Source organism: Enterobacter cloacae complex sp. 372C4, assembly GCF_050030615.1.
Taxonomy (GTDB): Bacteria; Pseudomonadota; Gammaproteobacteria; order Enterobacterales; family Enterobacteriaceae; genus Enterobacter; species Enterobacter intestinihominis.
The window spans coordinates 2,255,143-2,279,193 of sequence record NZ_JBLGUQ010000001.1; the positions used below are offsets into that span (position 1 = coordinate 2,255,143).

A 24,051-nucleotide genomic window follows, 5' to 3' on the forward strand; every position below is an offset into this window, starting at 1 on the left:
TCTGCTCCGGAAATTAATGGCGGAAGTGGCGCATGTCGGTAAAGATCATTGCGATGCCATGTTCGTCGGCAGCGGCAATCACTTCGTCATCACGGATTGAACCGCCAGGCTGGATCACACAGGTGATGCCCACAGCAGCGGCCGCATCGATACCATCGCGGAAAGGGAAGAAGGCGTCAGAGGCCATGGCGGAACCTTTGACTTCCAGACCTTCGTCACCAGCTTTAATACCCGCGATTTTCGCAGAGTAAACGCGGCTCATCTGGCCTGCGCCTATCCCGATGGTCATGTTCTCTTTGGCGTAAACAATGGCGTTAGACTTCACGAACTTCGCCACTTTCCAGCAGAACAGCGCGTCGCGCAGCTCCTGTTCGGTCGGATGACGTTTGGTCACCACGCGCAGGTCGGCTTCTGTCACCATACCCAAATCGCGATCCTGAACCAGCAGACCGCCGTTCACGCGCTTGAAGTCCAGGCCCGGCACGCGTTCCGCCCACTGACCGCAAACCAGCACGCGCACGTTCTGTTTCGCCGCGGTGATTTTCAGCGCTTCTTCGGATGCGGATGGCGCGATGATCACTTCGACAAACTGACGGGAGATGATGGCCTGCGCGGTTTCCGCATCCAGCTCGCGGTTGAAGGCGATAATGCCGCCGAACGCGGAGGTCGGGTCGGTTTTGTAGGCGCGATCGTAGGCATCCATAATGGAGGTGCTTACTGCGACGCCGCATGGGTTGGCGTGCTTGACGATAACGCAGGCCGGCTCGCTGAACTCTTTCACGCATTCCAGCGCGGCGTCGGTATCAGCAATGTTGTTATAAGAGAGGGCTTTGCCCTGTACCTGCTGAGCAGTCGCAACAGAGGCTTCTTTCACCTCTTCTTCTATATAGAAGGCTGCCTGCTGGTGGCTGTTCTCGCCGTAGCGCATATCCTGCTTCTTAATGAAGTTCAGGTTCAGGGTGCGCGGGAAGCGACCAGATGGATCTTTGCTTTCACCGTGGTAGGCAGGAACCAGGCTACCGAAGTAGTTGGCGATCATGCTGTCGTACGCGGCGGTGTGTTCGAAGGCTTTGATGGCGAGGTCGAAACGCGTATCAAGCGTCAGGGACCCTTCGTTGGCGTCCATCTCATTAATAATGGCGCTGTAGTCGCTGCTCTTCACTACGATGGCCACATCTTTATGGTTCTTGGCTGCGGAGCGCACCATGGTCGGGCCGCCGATATCAATGTTCTCTACGGCATCTTCCAGAGAACAGCCTTCGCGGGCGACGGTCTGGGCGAAGGGATAGAGGTTTACGACAACCATGTCGATGGGGGCAATATTGTGCTGCTCCATAATGCCGTCGTCCTGACCGCGACGACCCAGAATGCCGCCGTGCACTTTCGGGTGCAGGGTTTTGACGCGTCCATCCATCATTTCCGGGAAACCGGTGTAGTCGGACACTTCGGTTACCGGCAGACCTTTCTCTGCTAACAGGCGAGCGGTACCGCCTGTAGAAAGCAGCTCCACACCGCGTGCGGAAAGTGCCTGAGCGAATTCGATGATACCGGCTTTATCAGAAACACTGAGCAGAGCGCGGCGGACTGGACGACGTTGTTGCATGGTAAATCCCCTGGATTTCACGATTACAGAGAGCGTTAGATGAATTTTCCAGCGAAAAACTCATCTAACACACCTGACGAGGCCTCCTTGTTAAGCGCGAGCATTTTAACGAAAACGTTTGCGCAACGCTCGCATATTTTCACTTTTTCGAAGCGCTGTGGATAACTCTGTGCGTAAAAGGGTATAAGGCGGGGTTTTGCTGGGGAATGCAGCAGTCAGTCATTTTTCTGTCATTTAGCGGTTGCGGCCTGCGGAGAACTCCCTATAATGCGCCTCCATCGACACGGCGGATGTGAATCACTTCACAGACTACCCGGTCGGTTGAAGAGAAAAAACCCTGAAATAACGGGTTGACTCTGAAAGAGGAAAGCGTAATATACGCCACCTCGCGACAGAGCGCTGAAGCGCGTCGCAACTGCTCTTTAACAATTTATCAGACAATCTGTGTGGGCACTCAAAGTGACATGGATTCTTAACGTCCTCGGACGAAAAATGAATACCAAGTCTCTGAGTGAACATACGTAATTCATTACGAAGTTTAATTCACGAGCATCAAACTTAAATTGAAGAGTTTGATCATGGCTCAGATTGAACGCTGGCGGCAGGCCTAACACATGCAAGTCGAACGGTAACAGGAAGCAGCTTGCTGCTTCGCTGACGAGTGGCGGACGGGTGAGTAATGTCTGGGAAACTGCCTGATGGAGGGGGATAACTACTGGAAACGGTAGCTAATACCGCATAACGTCGCAAGACCAAAGAGGGGGACCTTCGGGCCTCTTGCCATCGGATGTGCCCAGATGGGATTAGCTAGTAGGTGGGGTAACGGCTCACCTAGGCGACGATCCCTAGCTGGTCTGAGAGGATGACCAGCCACACTGGAACTGAGACACGGTCCAGACTCCTACGGGAGGCAGCAGTGGGGAATATTGCACAATGGGCGCAAGCCTGATGCAGCCATGCCGCGTGTATGAAGAAGGCCTTCGGGTTGTAAAGTACTTTCAGCGGGGAGGAAGGCGACAGGGTTAATAACCCTGTCGATTGACGTTACCCGCAGAAGAAGCACCGGCTAACTCCGTGCCAGCAGCCGCGGTAATACGGAGGGTGCAAGCGTTAATCGGAATTACTGGGCGTAAAGCGCACGCAGGCGGTCTGTCAAGTCGGATGTGAAATCCCCGGGCTCAACCTGGGAACTGCATTCGAAACTGGCAGGCTAGAGTCTTGTAGAGGGGGGTAGAATTCCAGGTGTAGCGGTGAAATGCGTAGAGATCTGGAGGAATACCGGTGGCGAAGGCGGCCCCCTGGACAAAGACTGACGCTCAGGTGCGAAAGCGTGGGGAGCAAACAGGATTAGATACCCTGGTAGTCCACGCCGTAAACGATGTCGACTTGGAGGTTGTGCCCTTGAGGCGTGGCTTCCGGAGCTAACGCGTTAAGTCGACCGCCTGGGGAGTACGGCCGCAAGGTTAAAACTCAAATGAATTGACGGGGGCCCGCACAAGCGGTGGAGCATGTGGTTTAATTCGATGCAACGCGAAGAACCTTACCTACTCTTGACATCCAGAGAACTTAGCAGAGATGCTTTGGTGCCTTCGGGAACTCTGAGACAGGTGCTGCATGGCTGTCGTCAGCTCGTGTTGTGAAATGTTGGGTTAAGTCCCGCAACGAGCGCAACCCTTATCCTTTGTTGCCAGCGGTTAGGCCGGGAACTCAAAGGAGACTGCCAGTGATAAACTGGAGGAAGGTGGGGATGACGTCAAGTCATCATGGCCCTTACGAGTAGGGCTACACACGTGCTACAATGGCGCATACAAAGAGAAGCGACCTCGCGAGAGCAAGCGGACCTCATAAAGTGCGTCGTAGTCCGGATTGGAGTCTGCAACTCGACTCCATGAAGTCGGAATCGCTAGTAATCGTGGATCAGAATGCCACGGTGAATACGTTCCCGGGCCTTGTACACACCGCCCGTCACACCATGGGAGTGGGTTGCAAAAGAAGTAGGTAGCTTAACCTTCGGGAGGGCGCTTACCACTTTGTGATTCATGACTGGGGTGAAGTCGTAACAAGGTAACCGTAGGGGAACCTGCGGTTGGATCACCTCCTTACCTTAAAGAACCTGCCTTTGTAGTGTCCACACAGATTGTCTGATGAATGATGAACTTCTGAATGTACTTTTGAGTGCATTAAGAAGTTTTGCTCTTTAAAAATCTGGATCAAGCTGAAAATTGAAACGACACACAGCTCATGTGTGTTCGAGTCTCTCAAATTTTCGCAAGTCGATGGTGAATCGAAAGAAACATCTTCGGGTTGTGAGGTTAAGCGACTAAGCGTACACGGTGGATGCCCTGGCAGTCAGAGGCGATGAAGGACGTGCTAATCTGCGAAAAGCGCCGGCGAGGTGATATGAACCTTTGACCCGGCGATGTCCGAATGGGGAAACCCAGTGCAATCCGTTGCACTATCGTTAACTGAATACATAGGTTAACGAGGCGAACCGGGGGAACTGAAACATCTAAGTACCCCGAGGAAAAGAAATCAACCGAGATTCCCCCAGTAGCGGCGAGCGAACGGGGAGCAGCCCGGAGTCTGAATCAGCTTGTGTGTTAGTGGAACGGTCTGGAAAGTCCGACGGTACAGGGTGATAGTCCCGTACACGAAAGCACACTTGCTGTGAACTCGAAGAGTAGGGCGGGACACGTGGTATCCTGTCTGAATATGGGGGGACCATCCTCCAAGGCTAAATACTCCTGACTGACCGATAGTGAACCAGTACCGTGAGGGAAAGGCGAAAAGAACCCCGGCGAGGGGAGTGAAAAAGAACCTGAAACCGTGTACGTACAAGCAGTGGGAGCCTCTTTATGGGGTGACTGCGTACCTTTTGTATAATGGGTCAGCGACTTATATTCTGTAGCAAGGTTAACCGTATAGGGGAGCCGAAGGGAAACCGAGTCTTAACTGGGCGTTAAGTTGCAGGGTATAGACCCGAAACCCGGTGATCTAGCCATGGGCAGGTTGAAGGTTGGGTAACACTAACTGGAGGACCGAACCGACTAATGTTGAAAAATTAGCGGATGACCTGTGGCTGGGGGTGAAAGGCCAATCAAACCGGGAGATAGCTGGTTCTCCCCGAAAGCTATTTAGGTAGCGCCTCGTGAACTCATCTTCGGGGGTAGAGCACTGTTTCGGCTAGGGGGCCATCCCGGCTTACCAACCCGATGCAAACTACGAATACCGAAGAATGTTATCACGGGAGACACACGGCGGGTGCTAACGTCCGTCGTGAAGAGGGAAACAACCCAGACCGCCAGCTAAGGTCCCAAAGTCATGGTTAAGTGGGAAACGATGTGGGAAGGCACAGACAGCCAGGATGTTGGCTTAGAAGCAGCCATCATTTAAAGAAAGCGTAATAGCTCACTGGTCGAGTCGGCCTGCGCGGAAGATGTAACGGGGCTAAACCATGCACCGAAGCTGCGGCAGCGACGCTTAGGCGTTGTTGGGTAGGGGAGCGTTCTGTAAGCCGTTGAAGGTGTCCTGTGAGGGGTGCTGGAGGTATCAGAAGTGCGAATGCTGACATAAGTAACGATAAAGCGGGTGAAAAGCCCGCTCGCCGGAAGACCAAGGGTTCCTGTCCAACGTTAATCGGGGCAGGGTGAGTCGACCCCTAAGGCGAGGCCGAAAGGCGTAGTCGATGGGAAACAGGTTAATATTCCTGTACTTGGTGTTACTGCGAAGGGGGGACGGAGAAGGCTATGTCAGCCGGGCGACGGTTGTCCCGGTTTAAGCATGTAGGCGGAGGTTCCAGGTAAATCCGGTACCTTGTTAACGCTGAGGTGTGATGACGAGGCACTACGGTGCTGAAGTGATAAATGCCCTGCTTCCAGGAAAAGCCTCTAAGCATCAGGTAACACGAAATCGTACCCCAAACCGACACAGGTGGTCAGGTAGAGAATACCAAGGCGCTTGAGAGAACTCGGGTGAAGGAACTAGGCAAAATGGTGCCGTAACTTCGGGAGAAGGCACGCTGATATGTAGGTGAAGCCCCTGCGGGCGGAGCTGAAATCAGTCGAAGATACCAGCTGGCTGCAACTGTTTATTAAAAACACAGCACTGTGCAAACACGAAAGTGGACGTATACGGTGTGACGCCTGCCCGGTGCCGGAAGGTTAATTGATGGGGTTAGCGGCAACGCGAAGCTCTTGATCGAAGCCCCGGTAAACGGCGGCCGTAACTATAACGGTCCTAAGGTAGCGAAATTCCTTGTCGGGTAAGTTCCGACCTGCACGAATGGCGTAATGATGGCCAGGCTGTCTCCACCCGAGACTCAGTGAAATTGAACTCGCTGTGAAGATGCAGTGTACCCGCGGCAAGACGGAAAGACCCCGTGAACCTTTACTATAGCTTGACACTGAACACTGGTCCTTGATGTGTAGGATAGGTGGGAGGCTTTGAAGCGTGGACGCCAGTCTGCGTGGAGCCAACCTTGAAATACCACCCTTTAATGGCTGGTGTTCTAACGTAGACCCGTAATCCGGGTTGCGGACAGTGTCTGGTGGGTAGTTTGACTGGGGCGGTCTCCTCCCAAAGAGTAACGGAGGAGCACGAAGGTTGGCTAATCCTGGTCGGACATCAGGAGGTTAGTGCAATGGCATAAGCCAGCTTGACTGCGAGCGTGACGGCGCGAGCAGGTGCGAAAGCAGGTCATAGTGATCCGGTGGTTCTGAATGGAAGGGCCATCGCTCAACGGATAAAAGGTACTCCGGGGATAACAGGCTGATACCGCCCAAGAGTTCATATCGACGGCGGTGTTTGGCACCTCGATGTCGGCTCATCACATCCTGGGGCTGAAGTAGGTCCCAAGGGTATGGCTGTTCGCCATTTAAAGTGGTACGCGAGCTGGGTTTAGAACGTCGTGAGACAGTTCGGTCCCTATCTGCCGTGGGCGCTGGAGAATTGAGGGGGGCTGCTCCTAGTACGAGAGGACCGGAGTGGACGCATCACTGGTGTTCGGGTTGTCATGCCAATGGCACTGCCCGGTAGCTAAATGCGGAAAAGATAAGTGCTGAAAGCATCTAAGCACGAAACTTGCCCCGAGATGAGTTCTCCCTGAGACTTTAAGTCTCCTGAAGGAACGTTGAAGACTACGACGTTGATAGGTCGGGTGTGTAAGCGCAGCGATGCGTTGAGCTAACCGATACTAATGAACCGTGAGGCTTAACCTTACAACGCCGAAGCTGTTTCGGCGAAGAGACAGACACGATTTTCAGCCTGATACAGATTAACAGAATTTGCCTGGCGGCTTTAGCGCGGTGGTCCCACCTGACCCCATGCCGAACTCAGAAGTGAAACGCCGTAGCGCCGATGGTAGTGTGGGGTCTCCCCATGTGAGAGTAGGGAACTGCCAGGCATCAATCAGAAAGAACCCCGTACCGGAAGGTGCGGGGTTTTTTGCTTTATGCGTTCTGAAAAGTCGGGTGGTGGCCCCACCTTACCCGCCCTACATGCTTTCCCTCCTTGAAACTTTCTCACCTTTCGCTTGCAGACTCGACATTAAGCCCGTTTCTGGGTATCGTTAGCTGTCTGGATGTCTAAACGTTTATACGTATGCTGTGAGGATTTAAGGTTATGCCGATTCGGGTGCAGGACGAGCTACCAGCCGTCAATTTCTTGCGTGAAGAGAATGTCTTCGTCATGACGGCTTCGCGTGCGACAGGTCAGGAAATTCGCCCGCTGAAGGTGCTTATTCTCAATCTGATGCCAAAAAAGATCGAAACGGAGAACCAGTTCCTGCGTTTGCTCTCCAACTCTCCGCTTCAGGTTGATATCCAGCTGCTGCGCATTGACGCCCGTGAGTCACGCAACACGCCTGCTGAGCATCTGAATAACTTCTACTGTAATTTTGAAGATATTCGCGATGAGAATTTCGATGGACTGATCGTCACCGGCGCACCGCTGGGTCTGGTGGAATTTAATGACGTTGCCTACTGGCCACAAATCAGGCAGGTGCTGGAGTGGGCAAAAGATCACGTCACGTCCACCTTATTTGTCTGTTGGGCGGTACAGGCCGCGCTGAATATCCTCTATGGCATTCCCAAGCAAACCCGCAGCGACAAACTTTCTGGCGTATACGAACACCACATTCTTCACCCGCATGCGCTGCTGACGCGTGGTTTCGATGACACTTTCCTGGCTCCGCATTCTCGCTACGCCGATTTTCCGGCACAGCTGATCCGCGATTATACCGACCTGGAAATCCTGGCCGAAACGGAAGACGGCGATGCCTACCTGTTCGCCAGTAAAGACAAACGCATCGCGTTCGTTACCGGCCATCCTGAGTACGATCCGCATACCCTCGCGTCAGAGTATTTTCGTGACGTTGAAGCGGGTCTGAATCCGGATGTCCCGTACAACTATTTCCCGAAAAACGATCCGCAAAACACGCCTCGGGCAACCTGGCGTAGTCACGGAAATCTGCTGTTCACTAACTGGCTCAACTATTACGTCTACCAGATTACGCCGTACGATCTGCGCCACATGAATCCGACGCTGGAGTAATCGTCTGCATTAAACGATCCTAAAGCGTTTCAGCTATTCACATCAGGCACCTTCGGGTGCCTTTTTTATTTCCGAAAACCAACTCAACATCGTGAAAAACTTTAATCCCATATTAATCATATAGTTGTGATTGGATATGAATTAAAATGGAAATTGTTTTTGATTTTGGAAAAATTATAGATAGTCTTAATTCTGCTGAGCGAAAACTACACAACGATCTTTCGCTCGCATCGGGGGCGTGATTTTGGATCTTTGATGAGGAGCAGAACGATGACTCAACAGGCAACAACGGTCGATGAACTGACCTTTACCCAGCCGAATGGTGAGCAAGAACAGCAAGTTTTGACGGCAGAAGCGGTAGAGTTTCTGACTGAACTGGTGACTCGCTTTACGCCACAGCGTAATAAACTGCTGGCGGCACGCATTCATCAACAGCAAGAGATCGATAACGGCAAGTTGCCAGGGTTTATTTCGGAAACCGCTTCCATTCGTCATGGTGAATGGAAAATTCGCGGAATCCCTGAAGATTTACAGGATCGTCGCGTAGAGATCACCGGCCCGGTAGAGCGCAAAATGGTGATTAACGCCATGAATGCCAACGTCAAAGTATTTATGGCGGACTTCGAAGATTCCCTCGCGCCGGACTGGCAGAAAGTTATCGACGGGCAGATCAACCTGCGCGACGCCGTCAACGGCACCATCAGCTATACCAACGAAGCCGGTAAAATTTACCAGCTCAAACCGAATCCGGCGGTGCTGATCTGCCGCGTACGCGGTCTGCATTTGCCTGAAAAACACGTCACCTGGCGCGGAGAAGCCATTCCGGGCAGCCTGTTCGACTTTGCGCTGTACTTCTTCCACAACCATAAGAACCTGCTGGCGAAAGGCAGCGGCCCCTATTTCTATCTGCCGAAAACCCAGTCCTGGCAGGAAGCGGCGTGGTGGAGTGAAGTCTTCAGCTACGCAGAAGACCGCTTCAGCCTGCCGCGCGGCACCATTAAGGCCACGCTGCTGATTGAAACCCTGCCAGCCGTATTCCAGATGCATGAGATCCTCCATGCGCTGCGTGACCATATTGTGGGCCTGAACTGCGGCCGCTGGGATTACATCTTCAGCTACATCAAAACCCTGAAAAACCATGCCGACCGGGTATTGCCGGATCGTCAGGTTGTGACCATGGATAAACCGTTCCTCAGCGCCTACTCGCGCCTGCTGATTAAGACCTGCCACAAACGCGGCGCCTTTGCGATGGGCGGCATGGCGGCGTTTATCCCGAGCAAAGACGCAGAGCGTAACAACCAGGTGCTCAACAAGGTGAAAGCCGATAAAGAGCTGGAAGCCCGTAACGGCCACGACGGGACGTGGATTGCCCACCCCGGTCTGGCCGACACGGCGATGGAGGTCTTCAACCGCGTACTCGGCGACAACAAAAACCAGCTGTTTGTCACCCGTGAAGACGATGCGCCAATCGCAGAAGAACAGTTGCTTGCGCCGTGTGCGGGCGAGCGTACGGAAGAGGGCATGCGCGCCAATATTCGCGTCGCCGTGCAGTACATCGAGGCATGGATCTCCGGCAACGGCTGCGTGCCGATCTACGGTCTGATGGAAGATGCCGCCACGGCGGAAATTTCACGTACCTCCATCTGGCAGTGGATCCATCATCAAAAAACGCTCAGCAACGGCAAACCGGTCACCAAAGCCCTGTTCCGTCAGATGCTGGCCGAAGAGATGCGGGTCATCCAGGACGAACTGGGCGAGCACCGCTTCAGCAGCGGGCGTTTTAATGACGCTGCGCGCCTGATGGAGCAAATCACCACCTCTGATGACTTAATCGACTTCCTGACCCTGCCGGGCTACCGCTTCCTGGCGTAATTCACCACATAACAATATGGAGCATCTGCACATGAAAACCCGTACCCAACAGATCGAAGAGTTACAAAAAGAGTGGACCCAACCGCGCTGGGAAGGCATTCGCCGTCCGTACAGCGCAGAGGAAGTGGTGAAGTTACGCGGCTCGGTTAACCCGGAGTGTACGCTGGCGCAGAACGGCGCGGCGAAAATGTGGGATCTGCTGCACGGGGGGTCTAAAAAAGGTTATATCAACAGCCTCGGCGCACTGACTGGCGGTCAGGCATTGCAGCAGGCGAAGGCCGGCATTGAAGCTATCTATCTTTCCGGCTGGCAGGTCGCGGCGGATGCTAACCTGGCCTCCAGCATGTATCCGGATCAATCTCTTTATCCGGCGAACTCGGTGCCGTCAGTGGTAGATCGGATCAACAATACCTTCCGCCGTGCGGATCAGATCCAGTGGGCGGCGGGCATTGAGCCCCACGATCCGCGCTTTACTGATTATTTCCTGCCGATCGTCGCCGATGCGGAAGCCGGTTTCGGCGGCGTGCTGAACGCCTTTGAGCTGATGAAATCGATGATTGAGGCCGGTGCAGCGGCCGTACACTTTGAAGATCAGCTGGCGTCGGTGAAGAAGTGCGGGCATATGGGCGGGAAAGTGCTGGTGCCAACCCAGGAAGCGATCCAGAAGCTGGTTGCCGCGCGTCTGGCTGCTGACGTGCTCGGCGTGCCGACGCTGGTCATTGCTCGTACCGATGCGGACGCAGCGGACCTGATCACCTCTGACTGCGACCCGTACGACAGCGAATTCATCACCGGCGAACGCACCAGCGAAGGGTTCTATCGCACGCATGCCGGTATTGAACAGGCGATCAGCCGCGGCCTGGCGTATGCCCCTTACGCCGACCTGGTCTGGTGTGAAACCTCCACGCCGGATCTGGCGCTGGCGAAGCGCTTTGCCGATGCGATTCATGCGAAATATCCGGGCAAGCTGCTGGCCTATAACTGTTCACCGTCCTTCAACTGGCAAAAAAATCTGGACGACACGACCATCGCCAGCTTCCAGCAGCAGCTGTCGGATATGGGCTACAAGTACCAGTTCATCACCCTGGCGGGTATCCACAGCATGTGGTTCAACATGTTCGACCTGGCGCATGCCTACGCACAGGGCGAAGGCATGAAGCACTATGTTGAGAAGGTACAGCAGCCAGAATTTGCGGCGGGTAAAGAGGGATATACCTTCGTTTCGCACCAGCAGGAGGTGGGAACCGGCTACTTCGATAATGTGACCACAATTATTCAGGGCGGGACTTCCTCCGTCACGGCATTAACGGGTTCAACGGAAGAAGCACAGTTCTGATCTTTCCCCCTCTCCCCCCTCGGGGAGAGGGTTGGGGTGAGGGGAATATATGTCGCGTGGTCTGGAATTACTGATAGCCCAAACTATTTTGCAGGGCTTCGATGCCCAGTATGGCCGCTTTCTGGAAGTCACATCCGGCGCGCAACAGCGTTTTGAGCACGCCGACTGGCACGCGGTTCAGCAGGCCATGAAGCAGCGTATCCATCTCTATGATCACCACGTAGGTCTGGTGGTAGAACAACTGCGCTGTATCACCGACGGTAAAAGCCCGGATGCGGAATTTTTACTGCGCGTGAAAGAGCATTACACCCATCTGTTACCCGACTACCCGCGCTTCGAGATTGCGGAGAGCTTTTTCAACTCCGTCTATTGCCGGTTATTTGACCACCGCTCATTATCTCCTGAGCGGTTATTTATCTTCAGCTCCCAGCCCGAGCGACGCTTCCGTACCATTCCGCGTCCGCTGGCGAAAGATTTCTTTCCCGATCGCGGCTGGGAAAAGCTCCTGCACCGCGTCTTAACAGATTTGCCGCTGCGCCTGCCGTGGCAGAATAAACCCCGGGATATCGGCTATATCCACGCGTATCTCAGTGAAACCTTCGGTGAGGCGGTGCTCAGCCGCAGCCATTTGCAGGTTGCCAACGAGCTTTTCTACCGCAATAAGGCCGCCTGGCTGGTGGGCAAACTGGTTACGCCGACAGCCATCGTGCCGTTTCTGCTGCCCATTCACCGTACCGACGACGGCGAACTGTTTGTCGATACCTGCCTGACTACCAGCGCTGAGGCGAGTATCGTATTTGGCTTCGCCCGCTCCTATTTCATGGTCTACGCCCCGCTGCCTGCCGCCCTGGTGGAGTGGCTGCGCGAGATCCTGCCGGGCAAAACCACCGCCGAGCTGTATATGGCGATTGGCTGTCAGAAGCATGCCAAAACGGAGAGTTATCGGGAATACCTGCGTTATGTCACCACGGCTGATGAGCAGTTTATCGAAGCGCCGGGTATCCGCGGCATGGTGATGCTGGTTTTCACACTGCCGGGATTCGACCGGGTGTTTAAGGTGATTAAGGATAAATTCGCCCCGCAGAAAGAGATGACCGCAGCCCACGTCCGTGCCTGCTATCAGCTGGTAAAAGAGCACGATCGCGTCGGGCGAATGGCCGATACCCAGGAGTTTGAAAACTTTGTGCTGGATAAGCAGCAGATCGATCCGGCGCTAATGACGCTACTCATGCAGGAAGCGCCGACGAAAATTACCGATCTTGGCGATAAGATTGCGATCAGCCATCTCTACATTGAGCGCCGTATGGTGCCGCTAAATATCTGGCTGGAACAGTCAGAGGGCCAGGCTTTACGTGATGCCATCGAAGAGTACGGCAACGCCATCCGCCAGCTCGCCGCTGCCAATATTTTCCCCGGGGATATGCTGTTTAAAAACTTCGGCGTCACCCGTCACGGGCGGGTGGTGTTCTACGATTACGATGAAATTTGCTACATGACCGAGGTGAACTTCCGCGATATCCCGCCGCCGCGCTATCCGGAAGATGAACTGTCCAGCGAGCCGTGGTACAGCGTCTCGCCGGGCGATGTGTTTCCGGAGGAGTTTCGCCACTGGCTGTGTGCGGACCCACGCATCGGGCCGTTATTTGAAGAGATGCATGCCGATCTGTTCCGCGCCAGCTACTGGCGCGGGCTGCAAGCGCGGATCAAAAACGGGCACGTGGAAGATGTCTACGCTTACCGCCGCAAGCAGCGGTTTTGCATCCGCTTTTCTCCCTCTCCCGCAGGGTAAGGGCATCATGTTTTCTCCCTCTCCCTGTGGGAGAGGGCCGGGGTGAGGGCACCAGACCGCCCTCAATCCTAGCGAATCCCACCATACGCCAGCGTCACCTCTTTTGCGGCCTTAATCACCAGCGCACCCAGCTCGGTGACGCGGTCGTCGGTCATACGTGAAATCGGCCCGGAGATGGAGATGGCGGCAAACGGCTCGCGGTGTTCGTCGAAAATACAGGACGCGAGGCAGCGCAGCCCGAGGGCATGTTCTTCGTCATCAAACGAATAGCCGCGCTTGCGGGTCAGAGCCAGATCTTCTTTCAGATGCACCGGCGACACCAGGGTGGCGTGGGTGTAGGCGTGCAGACCTTTACGGTGCAGCAGACCCGTCACCTGCTCTTCGCTAAGCTGCGAGAGAAACGCTTTCCCTGCGCCAGAGGCATGCATCGGCAGCTTGCCGCCAATCGGTGCGGACATGCGCATCAGCTGCGTACACTGCACCTGGTCGATGATAATCGCCTGATGATCGCTCTGATCCAGCACGGCCAGGTTTACCGTCTCGCCGGACTCCTCCATCAGCTTGCGCAGAATCGGGTGGACAATCGCCAGCAGGTTGCGGCTTTGCAGGAAGCTGCTGCCGACGATAAAGGCATGCGCGCCAACCGCCCAGTGACCCAGCTCGCCCACCTGACGTACGAAGCCCAGCTGCTGCATGGTGGTTAACAGGCGGTGAGTGGTGGAGTTCGGCAGTCCCGCCTGCTGCGCCAGCTCCGTCAGGGCCACGCTACCATGCGATTCGGCTATCCATTCCAGCAGCTTCAGGCCGCGCGTCAGGGATTGAACCTGTCCGCCAGGTTGTGCAGCGGTGGTTGCAGCAGGTTTTCTGCCGCGTTTAGCGGGAACGGTCGTAACCATGACGAACTCCTTTTTCTGTATCGTGGAAATCATTTTCGTTTTATTTGGTGGTTTTGCAACCGCTTTCCTGACTGATCGGAGGAGTGATAGTGAACATGTCTCATGTTACCGCTGTGTGACTTTTCGACCCTTAGAGATTATGCCAGTATGGAACGCAGCCTTTTGGCCATGTTGAACGTTGTCGGGAGCAAGTGTGAGCAGCAAAGTAGAGCAACTGCGTGCGCAGTTAAATGAACGAATTCTGGTGCTGGACGGCGGCATGGGCACCATGATCCAGGGCTATCGTCTGAGTGAAGACGATTTCCGTGGCGAGCGCTTTGCCGACTGGCCTTGTGACCTGAAAGGAAACAATGACCTGCTGGTGTTGAGCAAACCCTCTGTCATCAGGGATATCCACAACGCCTACTTCGAAGCGGGTGCGGATATTGTAGAAACCAACACCTTCAACTCGACAACCATCGCCATGGCGGATTACCAGATGGAATCCCTGTCGGCGGAGATCAACTTTGAAGCGGCGAAACTCGCCCGCGCCTGCGCCGACGAGTGGACGGCCCGCACGCCGGACAAGCCGCGCTATGTTGCCGGGGTGCTAGGCCCGACCAACCGCACCGCGTCGATTTCTCCGGACGTGAACGATCCAGCCTTCCGCAATATCACCTTTGACCAACTGGTGGCCGCGTATCGTGAGTCCACTAAAGCGCTGGTGGAAGGCGGTTCCGACCTGATCCTGATTGAAACCGTATTCGACACTCTCAACGCCAAAGCTGCAATTTACGCGGTGAAAGAGGAATTTGAGGCGCTGGGCGTTGACCTGCCGATCATGATTTCCGGCACCATCACCGATGCCTCGGGGCGCACGCTTTCCGGCCAGACAACCGAAGCGTTTTATAACTCTCTGCGCCATGCCGAAGCGCTCTCCTTCGGCCTGAACTGCGCGCTGGGGCCGGACGAGCTGCGCCAGTACGTGCAGGAGCTTTCGCGCATCGCAGAGTGCTACGTCACCGCCCACCCGAACGCCGGTCTGCCGAACGCGTTCGGTGAGTACGATCTGGATGCCGACACCATGGCGGCGCAAATCCGCGAGTGGGCCGAATCTGGCTTCCTCAACATCGTCGGCGGCTGCTGCGGCACCACGCCGGAGCACATCGCCGCCATGAGCCGCGCCGTCGCCGGGCTTGCACCGCGCAAGTTACCCGAGCTTCCGGTAGCCTGCCGTCTGTCCGGCCTTGAGCCGTTGACCATCGGCGACGACAGCCTGTTTGTGAACGTGGGTGAACGTACCAACGTGACCGGTTCTGCGAAGTTCAAGCGCCTGATCAAAGAAGAGAAGTACAGCGAAGCGCTGGACGTTGCCCGCCAGCAGGTGGAGAGCGGGGCGCAGATCATCGATATCAACATGGACGAGGGGATGCTCGACGCCGAAGCGGCGATGGTGCGTTTCCTCAACCTGATTGCCGGTGAGCCGGATATCGCCCGCGTGCCGATCATGATTGACTCCTCCAAATGGGACGTCATCGAAAAGGGGCTGAAGTGCATTCAGGGCAAAGGCATCGTTAACTCCATCTCAATGAAAGAGGGCGTCGATACCTTTATCCACCACGCGAAGCTGGTGCGTCGCTACGGGGCCGCCGTGGTGGTGATGGCCTTCGATGAAGTGGGCCAGGCCGATACCCGCGAGCGCAAAATTGAGATTTGCCGCCGGGCGTACAAAATTTTGACCGAAGAGGTGGGCTTCCCGCCGGAAGACATTATTTTCGACCCGAACATCTTTGCTGTCGCAACCGGCATTGAAGAGCACAACAACTACGCCCAGGACTTTATCGGCGCGTGTGAAGACATCAAACGCGAGCTACCGCATGCGCTAATTTCCGGCGGCGTGTCGAACGTCTCGTTCTCGTTCCGCGGCAACGACCCGGTGCGTGAGGCCATCCACGCCGTGTTCCTCTACTATGCCATCCGCAACGGGATGGACATGGGGATCGTTAACGCCGGACAGCTGGCGATTTACGACGACCTGCCCGCAGAACTACGCGACGCAGTAGAAGATGTGATCCTCAACCGTCGCGACGACGCCACCGAACGCATGCTGGATCTGGCGGAAAAATACCGCGGCAGTAAAGCTGACGAATCAGCCAACGTTCAGCAGGCCGAATGGCGTTCCTGGGATGTGAGAAAGCGTCTGGAATACTCGCTGGTAAAAGGCATTACTGAGTTCATTGAGCAGGATACCGAGGAAGCGCGTCAGCAGGCAGCCCGTCCGATTGAAGTGATCGAAGGGCCGCTGATGGACGGCATGAACGTGGTCGGCGATCTGTTCGGCGAGGGCAAAATGTTCCTGCCGCAGGTGGTGAAATCCGCCCGCGTCATGAAGCAGGCCGTGGCTTATCTTGAGCCGTTTATCGAGGCCAGCAAAGAGAAGGGCTCCAGTAACGGCAAGATGGTTATCGCCACCGTAAAGGGCGACGTGCACGACATCGGCAAGAATATCGTCGGCGTGGTGTTGCAGTGTAATAACTACGAAATTATCGACCTTGGCGTGATGGTCCCAGCGGACAAAATCCTCAGGACCGCACGCGAAGTGAATGCGGATCTGATTGGTCTTTCCGGGCTGATTACGCCGTCGCTGGACGAAATGGTCAACGTGGCAAAAGAGATGGAGCGCCAGGGCTTCACCATTCCACTGCTGATTGGCGGGGCAACCACCTCGAAAGCCCACACCGCAGTGAAAATCGAGCAGAACTACAGTGGGCCGACGGTGTATGTCCAAAACGCCTCGCGCACCGTGGGCGTGGTCTCCGCGCTGCTGTCTGACACCCAGCGCGATGACTTTGTCGCCCGCACCCGCAAAGAGTATGAAACCGTCCGCATTCAGCATGGACGTAAGAAACCGCGCACGCCGCCGGTTTCGCTTCAGGCGGCGCGCGATAACGATCTGGCGTTCGACTGGTCCAGCTATACGCCGCCGGTCGCGCACCGTCTGGGCGTGCAGGACGTGACGGCCAGCATCGAAACGCTGCGTAACTACATCGACTGGACGCCGTTCTTCATGACCTGGTCGCTGGCGGGCAAATATCCGCGCATTCTTGAAGATGAGGTGGTGGGCGAAGAGGCGAAGCGCCTGTTTAAAGATGCTAACGACATGCTCGACAGACTGAGCGCAGAGAAAGCCCTTAATCCGCGCGGCGTGGTGGGGCTGTTCCCGGCGAACCGCGTGGGCGACGACATAGAAATCTACCGCGATGAAACCCGCACCCATGTGCTGGCCGTGAGCCATCATCTGCGCCAGCAAACCGAGAAAGTGGGCTTTGCCAACTACTGCCTGGCGGATTTCGTCGCACCGAAACTCTCCGGTAAAGCCGACTATATCGGCGCCTTTGCCGTAACCGGCGGTCTGGAAGAAGACGCGCTGGCGGATGCGTACGACGCGCAGCACGATGATTACAACAAAATCATGGTGAAAGCGATCGCCGATCGCCTGGCGGAAGCCTTTGCCGAGTATCTGCACGAGCGCGTACGTAAGGTGCACTGGGGCTACGCGGCGAATGAGAATCTCAGCAACGAGGAGCTGATCCGCGAAAACTACCAGGGCATTCGTCCGGCGCCGGGGTATCCGGCCTGCCCGGAACACACCGAGAAGGGCACTATCTGGAAACTGCTCGACGTGGAAGCGCATACCGGCATGAAACTTACCGAGTCGTTCGCCATGTGGCCGGGCGCGTCCGTTTCCGGCTGGTATTTCAGCCACCCGGACAGCAAGTACTTCGCCGTGGCACAGCTTCAGCGGGATCAGATTGAAGACTACGCCCTGCGAAAAGGCATGAGCGTGTCAGAGGTGGAACGCTGGCTGGCGCCGAATTTAGGCTACGACGCAGACTAACGTCACTTTTCCTTACAACAAACAGGGCACCGCTATGGTGCCTTGTCTCTTTCTTACGTTTAAACCCTTATACTGAACCTAAGGAAAATGAATAACGATAAGGAGGAAAACCCACTGTGTTGACGTTGTTACACCTGCTCTCCGCAGTCGCACTGCTGGTATGGGGCACCCATATCGTTCGTACCGGCGTGATGCGCGTGTTTGGCGCACGTTTACGTACCGTTCTCAGCGGCAGCGTTGAGAAGAAGCCGCTCGCCTTCTGTGCGGGTATTGGCGTCACGGCGCTGGTGCAAAGCAGCAACGCCACCACCATGCTCGTCACCTCGTTCGTGGCGCAGGATCTGGTGGCGCTCGCCCCGGCGCTGGTGATTGTCCTGGGCGCCGACGTCGGTACCGCGCTGATGGCACGTATCCTGACCTTCGATCTCTCCTGGCTGTCGCCGCTGCTGATTTTTATTGGCGTCATTTTCTTCCTCGGTCGTAAGCAAAGCCGTGCCGGGCAGCTTGGCCGCGTCGGTATTGGCCTCGGGCTGATCCTGCTGGCGCTGGAGCTGATTGTGCAGGCAGTTACGCCGATTACCCAGGCCAACGGTGTGCAGGTCATTTTCGCCTCGTTAACCGGCGATATTATGCTGGATGCGCTGATCGGCGCGGTGTTTGCCATTGTCAGCTACTCCAGCCTGGCGGCCGTGTTGCTGACGGCCACGCTAACCGCTGCGGGCGCGATCTCTTTCCCGGTGGCGCTATGCCTGGTCATCGGTGCGAATCTTGGCTCTGGCCTGCTGGCGATGCTCAACAACAGCGCAGCCAATGCTGCCGCCCGCCGGGTGGCACTGGGGAGTTTGCTCTTCAAGCTGGTGGGTAGCCTGATCATTCTACCGTTTGTGCACCCGCTGGCGAACCTGATGGACAACCTCTCTCTGCCGAAAGCGGAGCTGGTGATCTACTTCCACGTCTTCTACAACCTGGTACGCTGTCTGGCGATGGTGCCGTTTGCCGCGCCGATGGCCCGCTTCTGCGAGCGGCTAATTCGTGATGAACCGGAGCTGGACGCGCGCCTTAAACCGAAGCATCTGGACACCTCGGTGCTGGACACGCCCGCGCTGGCCATCGCGAATGCCGCCCGCGAAACGCTGCGCATGGGTGACGCGATGGAAACCATGCTGGAAGGGTTGCAAAAGGTGATGCACGGCGAGCCGCGCGAAGAAAAAGAGCTGCGCAGGCTGGCGGACGATATCAACGTGCTGTATACCGCCATCAAGCTCTATCTGGCGCGGATCCCACAGGACGAGCTGGCGGAAGAGGAGTCGCGCCGCTGGGCGGAAATCATTGAGATGTCGCTTAACCTGGAGCAGGCTTCGGATATTGTCGAGCGTATGGGCAGTGAAATCGCAGACAAATCCCTGGCCGCACGTCGGGCGTTTTCTGTCGAAGGGCTGAAGGAGCTGGAAGCGCTGCACGAACAGCTGGTCAGCAACCTGAAGCTGGCGATGTCGGTCTTCTTCTCCAGCGACGTGCCGAGCGCGCGCCGCCTGCGCCGCAACAAGCACCGTTTCCGCATCCTCAACCGGCGCTACTCGCACGCCCACGTTGAGCGTCTGCACCAGCAGAACGTGCAGAGTATCGAAACCAGCTCGCTCCACCTGGGGCTGCTGGGAGATATGAAGCGTCTTAACTCGTTGTTCTGTGCGGTGGCATACAGCGTGATGGAGCAGCCGGATGAAGACGATGAGCGGGATGAGTATTAATCTCTGAAAGCGCCTCGCAAAACGGTTTTGTGAGGCGTGACTCCCCATAAAGAGCAATTTATTCTTCAACCCTTACATTTTTAAGGGAATAGGAAGTGCTCATTTATTACGCTACACTTCGCCAGTTCATGCGCATTCCAATGGGGGTTCTCATGCGCGGTGCTAATAGCATTAAAAAATCAGTGAATGTTTCCCTGTCGCCGGACATCCTTGAAGAGGCGCGAAGGCTTAAACTTAACCTTTCTGCCGTGCTAACGGCGGCTTTGCAGGAGCAATTTCGTGAACATCGGCGCGCAGAGTGGCTTGAAGAAAATAAAGCTTCTATTGACGCCATTAACCAGTGGGTTGATGAAAACGGCTCCTTTAGTGACTTTCAGAGGTCGTTCTGATGAAGCATGTACTGGTCGCTCCCGCCGTTGAGATCGCGGGAAAACCCTGCGTGGTGATGATGCACATGATGGCAGGCATATCGCTAAAAGAGTTAGGTGAACGCGTTGCCGATCTTACTAACAGCAGTGCTTCATTGCGGGATGCACTCGATTTTCTGATCAGCGGTTACTAGGACTTTTTTGTCAGGCGCAAGGTAAGGTATATTTCGCCCTTCACAGGAGAAACTATGCTGCCAACTCAATCAACCCGATTAAACAAATACATTAGCGAGAGCGGGATCTGCTCACGTCGCGAGGCTGACCGTTACATTGAACAGGGTAACGTGTTTCTTAACGGCAAACGCGCCACCATTGGCGATCAGGTGGTACCTGGCGATGTGGTGAAAGTGAATGGTCAGGTCATCGAACCGCGTGATGCCGAAGACCTGGTGTTTATCGCGTTGAACAAACCGGTTGGGATTGTCAGCACCACGGAAGATGGCGAGCGGGACAACATTGTTGATTTCGTGAACCACAGCAGCCGCATTTTCCCGATTGGCCGTCTGGATAAAGACTCTCAGGGGTTAATTTTCCTGACTAATCACGGCGATCTGGTGAACAAAATTCTGCGTGCCGGTAATGACCATGAGAAAGAGTACATCGTGACGGTGAACAAGCCGGTCACGGACGAGTTCATCCGCGGGATGGGCGCTGGCGTGCCGATTCTGGGCACCGTGACGAAGAAGTGTAAGGTCAAAAAAGAAGCACCGTTCGCGTTCCGCATCACGCTGGTTCAGGGCCTGAACCGCCAGATCCGCCGCATGTGCGAGTACTTCGGTTATGAAGTGACGAAGCTGGAACGCACGCGCATCATGAACGTCAGCCTGTCTGGCATCCCGCTGGGCGAGTGGCGTGACTTAACGGATGACGAGCTGATCGAGCTGTTCAAACTTATCGAGAACTCCTCGTCCGAAGCGAAGCCGAAAGCTAAAGCCAAACCGAAAACGCAGGCGATTAAGCGTCCGGTGGTGAAGGCACCGCAGGCGGAAGAGAAAGGGCGAGGCAAGCCGGGCAACGGAAAACGCTTTACCCAGCCGGGGCGCAAAAAGAAAGGGCGCTGATTAGCGCCTTCCACGGGTTGATGTGCTGGCGGACCAGGAAAAAGTCGCCTCTGCGTCGGGTTTATACGCCTGCTCTTTTTTCAGCTTGCGGGCTTTTTTCGCCGCGGCATCACGTTGCGCCATCAGCTTATCGATGTACTCTTTTTTAACCTGATTGGTTTCGGCGTTCGTCAGCGTGCGGCCATGCGCGATGCGGGCGCGGTCGAGAAGCGTTTTAAGTTCGCGCTGCTCGGCTTCGGTCATGTCTTTCTGGGTCAAACGTGGTGTAGCCATTGCTGAAGCCTCCTGATGGGGAGGCTTCAGTGTAAAGCAAGCCGGCTCAATTAACCCTGTTTCACCGCATCTTTTTTCGGTTGGTCATCAATCGGCTTACCGGACCAGTACCCTGCTAACAGCGAACCGGACAGGTTGTGCCAGACGGAGAACAGCGCTCCCGGTAGCGCCGCCAGCGGTGAGAAGTAAATTTTACCCAGCGCCGCCGCCAGGCCAGAGTTCTGCATCCCCACTTCGATCGCCAGCGTGCGGCAGGTGGATTCGTCGAAACCAAACAGCTTTCCACCCCAGTATCCGCCCAGCAGACCAATGGTGTTATGCAGCACAACCGCGACGATCACTACAAAGCCCACCGAAGCAATGTGCGATGCGGAACCGGCTACCACGGCGCTGATAATGGCAAGTATGCAGACCATCGAAAACGCGGGCAGATACGGCTCAACCGCTTTCACCACCCGCGGGAAGAGATGGTGGATCACCAGTCCCAGCGCAATCGGGATCACCACGATTTGCAGAATGCTGAGCAGCATGCCCATCACGTCCACCTGGATATGCGCGTCCACGTACAGGCGGGTTAACAGCGGCGTGGCAATCACGCCCACCAGCGTGGAAACGGAAGAGATAGTGACGGAGAGCGCCACGTCGCCTTTCGCCAGATAGATCATGACGTTAGATGCCGTGCCGCTGGCGACGCTCCCCACCAGCACCATCCCGGCGGAAAGGTCGGGCGGCATCTTAAAGGCCATCGCCAGCAGCCAGGCCGCGAGCGGCATCACCAGGTAGTGCAGGAAAATCCCTGCGGCAACCGGTGCCGGGCGAGACAGCACGCGTTTGAAATCGTCAATTTTTAGATGCACGCCCATGCCGAACATAATCAGCATCAGTAGCGTGGTGACCCACGGACCAATGCCTGTGAACGTGGTGGGAGTGTAATACGCGAGTACGGAGAGCAGCAGCGCCCATAACGGGAACAGCCGGGTGATAGCGGAGAGCATAGTGAATTCCTTGCAGTATTGTCGTGTTGTTTTGTTATAAAAAAGCCGGGTCTGTGCCCGGCTTATGGATAATGTTTATCGTGCTAACGAATTTTATTCAAATAAATTCTGATGAAGTTTCTGCACAACCTGCTCGGCCTGATCGGCAGGGACCAGGAAGCAGAGGTTGTAGCTGGACGCGCCGTAGCAAATCATGCGGATGCTGAACGGGTCGAGCACGCCGAACACCTCTTTGCCCACGCCGCACGCGCGCGACAGCTTATTACCGATGATGGCAACCAGCGCCAGATCTTCTTCCACCTCCACGCGGCACAGCTCGGAAAGCTCAATCAGCAGCGACTGCGTCAGCAGGGTATCACCCGTTGAGGTTGAACCGGTGGTGTCGAGCGTCAGCGCAATGCTGACTTCTGACGTGGTGATCAGGTCCACGGAGATATTGTGGCGCGCCAGGATGCCAAACACTTCCGCCAGGAATCCGCGGGAGTGCAGCATATTATGGCTGTGCAGGGTAACCAGCGTCTGCTTACGACGCAGGGCCAGCGCGCGGAAAAGCGGCGGGTTCTCGGTTTTCTTGCAGACCAGCGTCCCGCCCGCCTTTGGATCTTTACTGGAGCCAACGAAGACCGGAATGTCGCTGCGCACGGCAGGCAGCAGCGTGGCTGGATGCAGCACTTTCGCGCCGAAGGTGGCCATTTCAGCCGCTTCTTCAAAGGCGATCACGTCAATGCGTTTTGCCGCAGAGACCACGCGCGGGTCGGTGGTGTAAATGCCCGGCACGTCCGTCCAGATATCCACGCGGGTGGCATGCAGGGCTTCACCCAGCAGGGCGGCGGTATAGTCGCTGCCGCCACGGCCCAGCGTGGTTGTGCGCCCTTTGGCTTCGCTGCCGATAAAGCCCTGGGTGATCACTATGCCTTCATCCAGACGCGGGGCAAGCTGCTGGTTAGTGAGCTCTGCCAAAGCTTCAACGTCCGGCTCGGCGCGGCCAAAGCGGTCGCTGGTGCGCATTACTTTACGCACGTCGAACCACTGCGCCTGAATATTGCGCTCGCGCATGATCTCAACGAACAGCAGGGTGGACATCAGTTCGCCGTGGCTGACCAGTTCGTCGGTTAGAGCGGTAGAGGTTGCCAGTGAAGCGGCTTCTGCCAGGGTAGTGATATTTTCCAGCAGGCGTTCCACTTCCTCACGAATGACGTTCGGGTTTTGCAGACGCTCAAGGATGTCGAACTGAATTTTGCGCAGTGCATCCAGCTTCACGAAACGCTCGGTCGCTTCCAGTCCTTCAGACAAAGAAACCAGCAGGTTCGTCACGCCGGCTGAGGCGGAGAGCACCACCAGGCGGGTATTCGGATCGGCCAGCACCACATCGGCGCTGCGGTTCATGGCAGCGTAGTCTGCCACACTGGTGCCGCCAAACTTGGCGACCACAAAACTCGTCATAACAACCTCGTGTCAGGGAATGAATAGAGCGACCTTGGCACAAGAATGAAGCGAGAACAGGTGCAGGCGCAAAATACGGCCCTATAAATAAAATGCGGGGGAGGTCCTGTCAATGCTGGGATTATGCGGATTTTTCATGGGGGGGTACCCCTCAGAAACAGGACTTATAACAGGCCCATAT

At 55.8% G+C, this 24,051-nt stretch carries 14 protein-coding genes and 3 rRNA genes; 12 read left to right on the forward strand and 5 right to left on the reverse strand.

Going from position 1 to position 24,051, the window contains the following annotated elements; all coding sequences use genetic code 11:
• Window positions 1-13 precede the first annotated feature (13 nt).
• Entirely contained in the window at window positions 14-1,603 is a 1,590-nt protein-coding gene (gene purH, locus ACQG11_RS10885) for a bifunctional phosphoribosylaminoimidazolecarboxamide formyltransferase/IMP cyclohydrolase (protein ID WP_426728362.1), read from the reverse strand.
• Window positions 1,604-2,163: 560 nt separating this feature from the next.
• Between purH and ACQG11_RS10890 the strand changes: the two genes are divergently transcribed.
• From ACQG11_RS10890 to aceK, 7 genes are all read left to right on the forward strand, one after another.
• Window positions 2,164-3,705 (forward strand): 16S ribosomal RNA (locus tag ACQG11_RS10890).
• Window positions 3,706-3,913: 208 nt separating this feature from the next.
• Window positions 3,914-6,819, forward strand: a 23S ribosomal RNA gene (locus ACQG11_RS10895).
• A gap of 69 nt (window positions 6,820-6,888) precedes the next feature.
• A 5S ribosomal RNA gene (rrf, locus tag ACQG11_RS10900) occupies window positions 6,889-7,004 on the forward strand.
• Together the 16S, 23S and 5S rRNA genes form the textbook arrangement of a ribosomal RNA operon.
• A gap of 218 nt (window positions 7,005-7,222) precedes the next feature.
• Entirely contained in the window at window positions 7,223-8,152 is a 930-nt protein-coding gene (gene metA / locus ACQG11_RS10905) for a homoserine O-acetyltransferase MetA (protein ID WP_022646716.1), read from the forward strand.
• A 270-nt stretch (window positions 8,153-8,422) separates the two neighbouring features.
• Window positions 8,423-10,024, forward strand: a complete 1,602-nt coding sequence (gene aceB / locus ACQG11_RS10910; RefSeq protein ID WP_023299079.1) for a malate synthase A — start codon at window positions 8,423-8,425, stop codon at window positions 10,022-10,024.
• Between the two features lie 31 nt (window positions 10,025-10,055).
• Entirely contained in the window at window positions 10,056-11,360 is a 1,305-nt protein-coding gene (gene aceA / locus ACQG11_RS10915; RefSeq protein WP_023299080.1) for an isocitrate lyase, read from the forward strand.
• A 49-nt stretch (window positions 11,361-11,409) separates the two neighbouring features.
• The gene (aceK, locus tag ACQG11_RS10920) at window positions 11,410-13,149 is read left to right on the forward strand and encodes a bifunctional isocitrate dehydrogenase kinase/phosphatase (protein ID WP_022646719.1); all 1,740 of its coding nucleotides are present in this window, start codon (window positions 11,410-11,412) and stop codon (window positions 13,147-13,149) included.
• 68 nt (window positions 13,150-13,217) lie between these two features.
• Here aceK and iclR read toward each other — a convergent pair whose 3' ends face one another.
• Window positions 13,218-14,045, reverse strand: coding sequence for a glyoxylate bypass operon transcriptional repressor IclR (gene iclR, locus ACQG11_RS10925; protein ID WP_022646720.1), 828 nt, complete (start codon window positions 14,043-14,045; stop codon window positions 13,218-13,220).
• Window positions 14,046-14,238: 193 nt separating this feature from the next.
• Between iclR and metH the strand changes: the two genes are divergently transcribed.
• The 5 genes from metH to rluF all read left to right on the forward strand — a co-directional run bounded on the left by metH (window position 14,239) and on the right by rluF (window position 21,159).
• The gene (metH, locus tag ACQG11_RS10930) at window positions 14,239-17,922 is read left to right on the forward strand and encodes a methionine synthase (RefSeq protein ID WP_022646721.1); all 3,684 of its coding nucleotides are present in this window, start codon (window positions 14,239-14,241) and stop codon (window positions 17,920-17,922) included.
• A gap of 116 nt (window positions 17,923-18,038) precedes the next feature.
• Window positions 18,039-19,670 carry a Na/Pi cotransporter family protein gene (locus ACQG11_RS10935; RefSeq protein ID WP_022646722.1) on the forward strand — a complete coding sequence of 544 codons (1,632 nt, stop codon included), beginning with the start codon at window positions 18,039-18,041 and terminating at the stop codon, window positions 19,668-19,670.
• Window positions 19,671-19,765: 95 nt separating this feature from the next.
• Window positions 19,766-20,059 carry a type II toxin-antitoxin system CcdA family antitoxin gene (locus tag ACQG11_RS10940; protein WP_038415063.1) on the forward strand — a complete coding sequence of 98 codons (294 nt, stop codon included), beginning with the start codon at window positions 19,766-19,768 and terminating at the stop codon, window positions 20,057-20,059.
• Window positions 20,059-20,232, forward strand: a complete 174-nt coding sequence (locus tag ACQG11_RS10945; RefSeq protein ID WP_226869808.1) for a CcdB family protein — start codon at window positions 20,059-20,061, stop codon at window positions 20,230-20,232. The genes ACQG11_RS10940 and ACQG11_RS10945 overlap by 1 nt, the downstream gene beginning before the upstream one ends.
• Before the next feature lie 54 nt (window positions 20,233-20,286).
• Complete coding sequence (rluF, locus tag ACQG11_RS10950) at window positions 20,287-21,159, forward strand: 23S rRNA pseudouridine(2604) synthase RluF (RefSeq protein ID WP_022646725.1); 873 nt, start codon at window positions 20,287-20,289, stop codon at window positions 21,157-21,159.
• On the opposite strand, the gene ACQG11_RS10955 is transcribed toward rluF, so the two are convergent.
• The 3 genes from ACQG11_RS10955 to lysC form a co-directional block, all read right to left on the reverse strand.
• Window positions 21,160-21,432, reverse strand: a complete 273-nt coding sequence (locus tag ACQG11_RS10955; protein ID WP_017382612.1) for a DUF3811 domain-containing protein — start codon at window positions 21,430-21,432, stop codon at window positions 21,160-21,162.
• Window positions 21,433-21,482: 50 nt separating this feature from the next.
• Window positions 21,483-22,427, reverse strand: coding sequence for a ketopantoate/pantoate/pantothenate transporter PanS (panS, locus tag ACQG11_RS10960; protein WP_023295757.1), 945 nt, complete (start codon window positions 22,425-22,427; stop codon window positions 21,483-21,485).
• A 93-nt stretch (window positions 22,428-22,520) separates the two neighbouring features.
• Window positions 22,521-23,870 (reverse strand): lysine-sensitive aspartokinase 3, encoded by a 1,350-nt coding sequence (gene lysC / locus ACQG11_RS10965; protein ID WP_022646727.1) that lies wholly within the window; start codon window positions 23,868-23,870, stop codon window positions 22,521-22,523.
• Window positions 23,871-24,051: the final 181 nt, after the last annotated feature.

What these genes read in the sequence shown, in the direction of transcription:
- aceA (WP_023299080.1), top strand. Translation starts at nt 10,056, where the DNA reads ATGAAAACCCGTACCCAACAGATCGAAGAGTTACAAAAAGAGTGGACC.
- ACQG11_RS10945 (WP_226869808.1), top strand. Translation starts at nt 20,059, where the DNA reads ATGAAGCATGTACTGGTCGCTCCCGCCGTTGAGATCGCGGGAAAACCC.
- ACQG11_RS10955 (WP_017382612.1), bottom strand. Translation starts at nt 21,432, where the DNA reads ATGGCTACACCACGTTTGACCCAGAAAGACATGACCGAAGCCGAGCAG.
- panS (WP_023295757.1), bottom strand. Translation starts at nt 22,427, where the DNA reads ATGCTCTCCGCTATCACCCGGCTGTTCCCGTTATGGGCGCTGCTGCTC.
- metA (WP_022646716.1), top strand. Translation starts at nt 7,223, where the DNA reads ATGCCGATTCGGGTGCAGGACGAGCTACCAGCCGTCAATTTCTTGCGT.
- iclR (WP_022646720.1), bottom strand. Translation starts at nt 14,045, where the DNA reads ATGGTTACGACCGTTCCCGCTAAACGCGGCAGAAAACCTGCTGCAACC.
- aceB (WP_023299079.1), top strand. Translation starts at nt 8,423, where the DNA reads ATGACTCAACAGGCAACAACGGTCGATGAACTGACCTTTACCCAGCCG.
- rluF (WP_022646725.1), top strand. Translation starts at nt 20,287, where the DNA reads ATGCTGCCAACTCAATCAACCCGATTAAACAAATACATTAGCGAGAGC.
- aceK (WP_022646719.1), top strand. Translation starts at nt 11,410, where the DNA reads ATGTCGCGTGGTCTGGAATTACTGATAGCCCAAACTATTTTGCAGGGC.
- purH (WP_426728362.1), bottom strand. Translation starts at nt 1,603, where the DNA reads ATGCAACAACGTCGTCCAGTCCGCCGCGCTCTGCTCAGTGTTTCTGAT.
- lysC (WP_022646727.1), bottom strand. Translation starts at nt 23,870, where the DNA reads ATGACGAGTTTTGTGGTCGCCAAGTTTGGCGGCACCAGTGTGGCAGAC.